Origin of the sequence: Streptomyces ipomoeae 91-03, from assembly GCF_000317595.1 — a bacterium.
GTDB classification, from domain to species: Bacteria; Actinomycetota; Actinomycetes; order Streptomycetales; family Streptomycetaceae; genus Streptomyces; species Streptomyces ipomoeae.
The window spans coordinates 1-5334 of record NZ_AEJC01000595.1 but is presented as its reverse complement, the minus strand read 5'-3'; the positions used below and the strand labels follow the sequence as shown (position 1 = coordinate 5334).

General features: G+C 67.5%; 7 protein-coding genes and 1 pseudogene. 5 read left to right on the top strand and 3 right to left on the bottom strand.

Translation table 11 applies throughout. From position 1 onward, the window contains the following. Positions 1–127 precede the first annotated feature (127 nt). A pseudogene (locus STRIP9103_RS47670) lies at positions 128–478 on the top strand (DUF1707 SHOCT-like domain-containing protein); the annotation flags it as partial. Positions 479–555: 77 nt separating this feature from the next. Here STRIP9103_RS47670 and STRIP9103_RS38230 read toward each other — a convergent pair. The 3 genes from STRIP9103_RS38230 to STRIP9103_RS38220 all read right to left on the bottom strand — a co-directional run bounded on the left by STRIP9103_RS38230 (position 556) and on the right by STRIP9103_RS38220 (position 3318). Continuing rightward, positions 556–1587, bottom strand: a complete 1032-nt coding sequence (locus tag STRIP9103_RS38230) for an alanine racemase (RefSeq protein WP_009336063.1) — start codon at positions 1585–1587, stop codon at positions 556–558. Between the two features lie 65 nt (positions 1588–1652). After that, entirely contained in the window at positions 1653–2774 is a 1122-nt protein-coding gene (gene femX / locus STRIP9103_RS38225; RefSeq protein ID WP_009336065.1) for a peptidoglycan bridge formation glycyltransferase FemX, read from the bottom strand. Positions 2775–3003: 229 nt separating this feature from the next. Then, positions 3004–3318: a hypothetical protein gene (locus STRIP9103_RS38220; RefSeq protein WP_009336066.1), complete on the bottom strand. Its 315-nt coding sequence runs from the start codon at positions 3316–3318 to the stop codon at positions 3004–3006. Between the two features lie 262 nt (positions 3319–3580). On the opposite strand from STRIP9103_RS38220, the gene rpsF reads away from it, so the two are divergent. The 4 genes from rpsF (at position 3581) to rplI (ending at position 5305) form a co-directional block, all read left to right on the top strand. Beyond that, on the top strand, positions 3581–3871 hold the full coding sequence (gene rpsF, locus STRIP9103_RS38215; RefSeq protein WP_004950685.1) for a 30S ribosomal protein S6: 291 nt from the start codon (positions 3581–3583) through the stop codon (positions 3869–3871). Between the two features lie 77 nt (positions 3872–3948). Then, on the top strand, positions 3949–4521 hold the full coding sequence (locus STRIP9103_RS38210) for a single-stranded DNA-binding protein (RefSeq protein WP_009336064.1): 573 nt from the start codon (positions 3949–3951) through the stop codon (positions 4519–4521). Between the two features lie 82 nt (positions 4522–4603). Next, positions 4604–4840, top strand: a complete 237-nt coding sequence (rpsR, locus tag STRIP9103_RS38205; RefSeq protein ID WP_003949403.1) for a 30S ribosomal protein S18 — start codon at positions 4604–4606, stop codon at positions 4838–4840. An 18-nt stretch (positions 4841–4858) separates the two neighbouring features. Then, the gene (gene rplI / locus STRIP9103_RS38200; protein ID WP_009336067.1) at positions 4859–5305 is read left to right on the top strand and encodes a 50S ribosomal protein L9; all 447 of its coding nucleotides are present in this window, start codon (positions 4859–4861) and stop codon (positions 5303–5305) included. Positions 5306–5334 lie beyond the last annotated feature (29 nt).

Sequence of the window (5334 nt, the reverse complement as noted above, 5' to 3'; positions counted from 1 at the left end):
GTCGTGTGGCGGAACCGCAACACAACCGGGGCTCGGGAACCGATGCCGTGGGTCGTGCGTTGCCTCATCATGGAGGCACAACCAGTCCGGGGGAGTGTTTCTCGTGTCGAACCCGTCGTGGCAGCCGATGCCCTGGCAGGCGCAGGCCAGTAGTCCGTCACTGCTCGCCGCCCATGCCGATCGTGAGCGTGCCGTGGATGTTCTGCGGGCGGGCTTCAGTGAAGGCCGCCTCCAGCAGGACGAGTACGAGAAGCGCGTCGAGAGGGCCTACACGGCGCGCACGGTGGGCGAGCTGGCCCTCCTGGTCGCCGACCTGCCCCAGGGCCCCGCGGCGATACAGCCGAGCGCCATGGCCCCCATGGTCCCGCGCACCTTCATGCCGGCCCCCGTCCCGCCCCCGGCCACCAACGGCAAGGCCGTCGGCTCGATGGTCTGCGGCGTCCTGACGACCATGACCATGGGCCTGACGGGCATCCCGCTTCCGCGCGTTGTGCGGTGTCCCGACGGGCCGCTGCTTCGAGCTCTGGGTGCTCGATGCCCCGAGGGAGCCGGGGCTCAGCGGTCGACGATGCGGTCGAACTGTGTGGTGGTGTGCCGCAGATGGGCCACCAGCTCCTCGCCGACCTTCGGCTCAGGGGCGTCCGCGGGCACGAAGAGGATCGACACCTGCATGTGCGGCGGCTCGGCGAACCAGCGCTGCTTGCCGCCCCAGACGAACGGAGAAAGGTTCCGGTTGACCGTCGCGAGGCCGGCCCGGGCGACGCCCTTGGCACGTGGCATGACGCCGTGCATCGCCTTCGGGGCCTCCAGACCCACTCCGTGCGACGTACCGCCCGCCACGACCACCAGGAAGCCGTCGGAGGCCGCCTTCTGCTGCCGGTAGCCGAAGCGGTCGCCCTTGGCGACCCGGGTGACGTCCAGGACCGCCCCGCGGTACTCGGTGGCCTCGTGGTCCCCCAGCCACAGCCGCGTGCCGATGCGGGCCCGGAAGCGGGTCTGGGGGAACTGCTGCTGGAGGCGGATCAGTTCCTCGGCCTTGAGGTGGCTGACGAACATGGTGTGCAGCGGCAGACGGGCCGCGCGCAGCCGGTCCATCCAGCCGATGACCTCCTCGACGGCGTCGGAGCCGTCGGTGCGGTCCAGCGGCAGGTGGATGGCGAAGCCCTCCAGACGCACATTCTCTATGGCGGCGTGGAGCTGTGGAAGCTCCTGCTCGCTCACGCCGTGCCGTTTCATCGAGGACATGACCTCGATGACGACGCGGGCGCCCACGAGACCGTAGACGCCGTCGACCGACGACACGGAGCGGATGACACGGTCGGGGAGCGGTACGGGCTCCTCCGCGCGTCGGTACGGCGTCAGCACCAGCAGGTCACCGCTGAACCAGTCCTTGATCCGGGCGGCCTCGTACGTCGTACCGACGGCGAGGACGTCCGCGCCGAGGCGCGTGGCTTCTTCCGCCAGCTTCTCGTGTCCGAAGCCGTAGCCGTTGCCCTTGCAGACGGGGACGAGCCCCGGAAACTGCTCCTGGACGTGCTTGTGGTGTGCCCGCCAGCGCGCGGTGTCGACGTAGAGCGTGAGCGCCATGGCCGGTCCCGGAACCTTTCTTGTGGCTGCGGTGTATCAGAAGTATGGAAGCAAAAACGGGGGCGTCAGCGCCGCGACATGTAGATGTCGAGCGCCTTGTGGAGCAGCTTGTTGAGCGGGAAGTCCCACTCACCGAGGTATTCGGCGGCCTGGCCGCCCGTGCCCACCTTGAACTGGATCAGGCCGAACAGGTGATCCGTTTCGTCCAGCGAGTCGGAGATGCCGCGCAGGTCGTAGACGGTCGCGCCGAGGGCGTAGGCATCACGCAGCATGCGCCACTGCATCGCGTTCGAGGGCCGGACCTCACGGCCGATGTTGTCCGATGCGCCGTACGAGTACCAGACGTGCCCGCCGACGACCAGCATCGTCGCGGCGGACAGGTTCACGCCATTGTGCCGGGCGAAGTAGAGCCGCATGCGGTTGGGGTCCTCGGTGTTGAGGGCTGTCCACATGCGCTGGAAGTACGACAGCGGGCGGGGACGGAAGCGGTCGCGCACGGCAGTGATCTCGTACAGCCGCTGCCACTCCTCCAGGTCGTGGTAGCCGCCCTGGACGACCTCGACGCCCGCCTTCTCGGCCTTCTTGATGTTGCGGCGCCACAGCTGGTTGAAGTTCTTGTGGACCTCTTCCAGGGAGCGGTTGGCGAGCGGCACCTGGTAGACGTATCGGGGCTGGACGTCGCCGAAGCCGGCCCCGCCGTCCTCGCCCTGCTGCCAGCCCATGCGCCGGAGCTTGTCGGCGACCTCGAAGGCACGCGGCTCGATGAAGTCCGCCTCGATGTCGCGCAGACGCTTCACGTCCGGGTCCTGGATGCCCTTCTTGATGGACGGGGCCTCCCAGCGTCGGATGATCACCGGCGGGCCCATCTTCACCGAGAAGGCGCCCTGGTGCTTCAGATGCGCGAGCATCGGCTCCAGCCACTCCGTGAGGTTCGGCGCGAACCAGTTGATGACCGGGCCCTCGGGCAGATAAGCGAGATAGCGCTTGATCTTGGGCAGTTGGCGGTACAGCACCAGCCCGACGCCGACCATCTCGCCGGTCCTGTCGTCGAACCACCCGAGGCTCTCGGAGCGCCACTCCGCCTTGACGTCGGCCCAGGCCGGGACCTGCATGTGGCTCGCCGACGGCAGGCTCTGGATGTACGCCAGATGCTGCTCTCGGCTGATCGTCCTCAGGGTCAGGCTCATTCGGGGCGCTCCTCGGGCTGGTGTGTCCCCATGGGTACAGGGGCTCCGGCTCTCGCGCCGAAGCCTACTGCGCCCTGCGAGCACCCCGAATGGCCATATGGAACCTGGGGCCCGGCCGGGACGTGGTCGGGACGTCAGGTGATGTTGTTCGGCCGCTTGGCCCGATGTAACCCGATGCAAGACGACGGCCCCGAAAGGTCGCCGTCCGTCAGCGGCTCTTGATACGGAGTCAGCCGATGATTCCGCCGAAGAGGCCACCATGGGCCATGCCGAGGAAGAAACCGACCGCTGAGGCACCGAGACCCACGATCAGTCCGAAGCGTTCGCGGGTCGTCTCGGAGATGAACTGCCCGTACGCACCGGTCAAGAGCCCCACCAGGCCTGCCCAGGAGCTGATCAGATGCAGGTGGTGGAACATCGCCGTGATGAAGGAGAGCGCCCCGAGCACGAGCGTCACGGCGAGCAGGGTGTCCTGCACTGGGTGGGGCTTGTTGTCGGTGGCGAACAGGGAGCCGGCGATGTTGGGTCGCAATGTCTGTGCCATAGGGCACCTCCTGCGGAAGGCGGCGCATCGTAGCGCCATACACACCCGATGTGTACAGATTGACGGTCCTCGCCGCCGGATTTCAACCGGAAGCGGGGTGCAGGTACTCTGTACCGTCTGCACCGGTGTCTGCCCAGACCGTGACAGGGATCCCCGCCGGGACCCCCGATTGTCAGTGGCGGCCGATACCGTTGCGTACGCATCACAACCCTCCTGCCACGGAACGACCGTGGCCGCTGAGTCCGAAGGAGGTGGGTTCCACATGCGTCACTACGAGGTGATGGTCATCCTCGACCCCGATCTCGAGGAGCGTGCTGTCTCCCCGCTGATCGAGAACTTCCTCTCCGTCGTCCGTGAGGGCAACGGAAAGGTGGAGAAGGTCGACACCTGGGGCCGTCGTCGTCTCGCGTACGAGATCAAGAAGAAGCCCGAGGGGATCTACTCGGTCATCGACCTGCAGGCAGAGCCCGCGGTCGTCAAGGAGCTCGACCGCCAGATGAACCTGAACGAGTCGGTCCTCCGGACCAAGGTCCTCCGTCCCGAGACCCACTGAGCTCTCCCGCTCAGCTGATCTCGGGATCCGAGTAGCAGCACAAGCAGCCAGCAGCAAACCCGCCGAGAGGTTCCCCCATGGCAGGCGAGACCGTCATCACGGTCGTCGGCAATCTTGTCGACGACCCCGAGCTGCGCTTCACCCCTTCCGGTGCGGCGGTCGCGAAGTTCCGTGTCGCGTCCACCCCCCGCACGTTCGACCGCCAGACGAACGAGTGGAAGGACGGCGAGAGCCTGTTCCTGACCTGCTCGGTCTGGCGTCAGGCGGCGGAGAACGTCGCCGAGTCGCTCCAGCGAGGCATGCGCGTCATCGTGCAGGGCCGGCTGAAGCAGCGGTCCTACGAGGACCGTGAGGGCGTCAAGCGCACGGTCTACGAGCTGGACGTCGAGGAAGTCGGCGCCAGCCTGCGCAACGCCACGGCCAAGGTCACCAAGACCGCCGGAGGCGGTCGAGGCGGCCAGGGCGGTTACGGCGGCGGCCAGGGTGGCGGCGGCTGGGGCGGAGGCCCCGGCGGCGGCCAGCAGGGCGGCGGCGCTCCCGCCGACGACCCGTGGGCGACCAACGCTCCGGCCGGTGGCGGCCAGGGTGGCGGTGGCTGGGGCGGAGGCTCCGGCGGCGGTGGCGGCTACTCGGACGAGCCCCCCTTCTAAGACCCCTCGGGCCGGATCACCGGTCCATGAGGTCACGGGCGGGGCCGTACCCCAAACTTCTTGATCACACAGGAGAAACACCATGGCGAAGCCGCCTGTGCGCAAGCCGAAGAAGAAGGTCTGCGCTTTCTGCAAGGACAAGGTCACGTACGTGGACTACAAGGACACGAACATGCTGCGGAAGTTCATTTCCGACCGCGGCAAGATCCGTGCCCGCCGCGTGACCGGCAACTGCACGCAGCACCAGCGTGACGTCGCCACGGCCGTGAAGAACAGCCGTGAAATGGCGCTGCTGCCCTACACGTCCACCGCGCGCTAAGGGAAGGGTGACCGACTCATGAAGATCATCCTCACCCACGAGGTCTCTGGCCTCGGTGCCGCGGGCGACGTCGTCGACGTCAAGGACGGTTACGCTCGCAACTACCTGATCCCGCGGAAGTTCGCGATCCGCTGGACCAAGGGCGGCGAGAAGGACGTCGAGCAGATCCGTCGCGCTCGCAAGATCCACGAGATCCAGACCATCGAGCAGGCCAACCAGGTCAAGGGCCAGCTCGAGGCCGTCAAGGTCCGCCTGGCCGTCCGCTCCGGCGACGCCGGTCGTCTCTTCGGTTCCGTCACCCCGGCCGACATCGCTTCCGCGATCAAGGCTTCCGGTGGCCCCGAGGTCGACAAGCGCCGCATCGAGCTGGCTGCCCCCATCAAGACGCTGGGCGCCCACGAGACGTCCGTGCGTCTGCACCCCGAGGTTGCCGCCAAGGTCAACATCGAGGTTGTCGCGGCCTAAGCGCTGCGCTCGCTGAAGCGGTGTATGGG

Excerpts from the sequence above, each read along its gene's own strand:
- rpsR (WP_003949403.1), top strand. The coding sequence starts at position 4,604 with ATGGCGAAGCCGCCTGTGCGCAAGCCGAAGAAGAAGGTCTGCGCTTTC.
- femX (WP_009336065.1), bottom strand. The coding sequence starts at position 2,774 with ATGAGCCTGACCCTGAGGACGATCAGCCGAGAGCAGCATCTGGCGTAC.
- STRIP9103_RS38220 (WP_009336066.1), bottom strand. The coding sequence starts at position 3,318 with ATGGCACAGACATTGCGACCCAACATCGCCGGCTCCCTGTTCGCCACC.
- rpsF (WP_004950685.1), top strand. The coding sequence starts at position 3,581 with ATGCGTCACTACGAGGTGATGGTCATCCTCGACCCCGATCTCGAGGAG.
- STRIP9103_RS38210 (WP_009336064.1), top strand. The coding sequence starts at position 3,949 with ATGGCAGGCGAGACCGTCATCACGGTCGTCGGCAATCTTGTCGACGAC.
- STRIP9103_RS38230 (WP_009336063.1), bottom strand. The coding sequence starts at position 1,587 with ATGGCGCTCACGCTCTACGTCGACACCGCGCGCTGGCGGGCACACCAC.
- rplI (WP_009336067.1), top strand. The coding sequence starts at position 4,859 with ATGAAGATCATCCTCACCCACGAGGTCTCTGGCCTCGGTGCCGCGGGC.